Origin of the sequence: Flavobacterium sp. UBA4854, assembly GCF_002399805.1 — a bacterium.
GTDB lineage: Bacteria > Bacteroidota > Bacteroidia > Flavobacteriales > Flavobacteriaceae > Flavobacterium > Flavobacterium ginsengisoli.
Genome location: NZ_DHEI01000028.1, coordinates 87,496 through 88,958, shown reverse-complemented (window position 1 = coordinate 88,958; position 1,463 = coordinate 87,496). Strand labels below are relative to the sequence as shown.

Annotated in this window: 2 protein-coding genes and 1 pseudogene; all 3 read right to left on the bottom strand. The window is 32.9% G+C overall.

Annotated elements, in window-relative coordinates; translation table 11 throughout:
* Positions 1 to 404: pseudogene (locus B3J44_RS03690) on the bottom strand (DUF4173 domain-containing protein); the annotation flags it as partial.
* A 58-nt stretch (positions 405 to 462) separates the two neighbouring features.
* Positions 463 to 753, bottom strand: a complete 291-nt coding sequence (locus B3J44_RS03685) for a winged helix-turn-helix domain-containing protein (RefSeq protein WP_286965854.1) — start codon at positions 751 to 753, stop codon at positions 463 to 465.
* Between the two features lie 4 nt (positions 754 to 757).
* Positions 758 to 1,372: a hypothetical protein gene (locus B3J44_RS03680; protein ID WP_286965943.1), complete on the bottom strand. Its 615-nt coding sequence runs from the start codon at positions 1,370 to 1,372 to the stop codon at positions 758 to 760.
* Positions 1,373 to 1,463 lie beyond the last annotated feature (91 nt).

The following is a 1,463-nucleotide window of genomic DNA, read 5'->3' as shown; positions in this document are numbered from 1 at the left end:
GCCACTAGTTTTTTAGCAAAATCATTATGGATTTTTCGCTCTGGAAGCCATTGATGAAACATAAATATTCTACCTATAGAAGCAAATCCGTTTAAGAATATTAGTGGAAAAACCTGAATTATCTTGAGCTCTCCATTTTGAGTTTTGAATTGCAAAAATACAATTGATAAGGCTAAAGCAAAGAATGATGCTGCATCTCCGTACCACGCAAAAGCAAAACAAGATAAAATAGAGGTCATTACAAGAACCAAATGTGATCTGTCGACCATCTTTTCCTGATAGAAATAACTAATCAAGAGCGTAAGAACTACACCGAAAATAGAAATATTGATTCCAACAGATTCGTTGTAAAAAAGCAGTAAAAAAACCGCTGTGCAAGCTAAAATAAATTGATGTTTTTTCATTGTTTTAAATTTAAAAGTACTTTGCAATTCAAAGTTTATGGATAAAAAAATAGCGTTATTAAGATTTCATTAATTTTTCAAGGTACGATAAGTGTTCTTTAAAAGCTGTACGCCCCAAATCGGTCACCTGATAAGAGGTTTTTGGCTTTTTACCCACGAATTCTTTCTTCACTTCGATATAACCCGCTTTTTCAAGCGCAGAGGAATGACTTGCTAAATTACCATCAGTGATATTTAAAAGCGCTTTCATCTCGGTAAAATCTACCCAGTCGTTAACCATCAGAACGGACATAATACCCAGTCTGACACGGCTTTCAAAATCTTTATTTAGTTTATCAATAATTCCCATTGGATTATTTGTATTTTTTGAACATCACTAATCCGTACACAATATGCAGGATTCCGAATCCTAAAACCCAGAAAATCAATCCATATCCTATATTAAAAAGTGCAATACATCCCAAAATCAGTTCAGAAAAACCTAGATATTTTATATCTGAAAATGTATATTTTTCTGCATTTATAAGTGCTAGTCCATAAAAAATTAATGTTGCTGGCGCTACTAAACCAAAGTGTCCATGATACATTAAAGCTAGACAAAATATTCCACCGGTTACAAGCGGAACAGCCAAATTAAACAATAATTTTTTTGTTACTGAAGTCCAGATTGGCAAATTATATTTTCGGCTTTTTCTTATGGTAAAAAAGATTCCGAATAAAAATGCAAATACTAAAATTGTGATTCCAATCCAGAATAATTCTGAAACCAGATTGGCAGAATACAATCTATGCTCATCGCTTAGATAATCCATTCCGTTTGCTTTGAAAAGCTCGTAAACATAGATTCCGCCAATTAAAGCCGAAAGACCCGCGAAAACTCCTGAAAGTCCGCTTAACGATAAAACTCTTGAAGAGCGCTCCATCATGGAACGAATATGTGCTAAATCTTCTTGGTGCTTTTGATTCATAATTAAAGTACTTTGCGTTACAAAGTTATTATTTATTTTTAATTGGCAAATAAAAAAGTGATTTTTTATTTCAACAAGACCTGACAGGTTT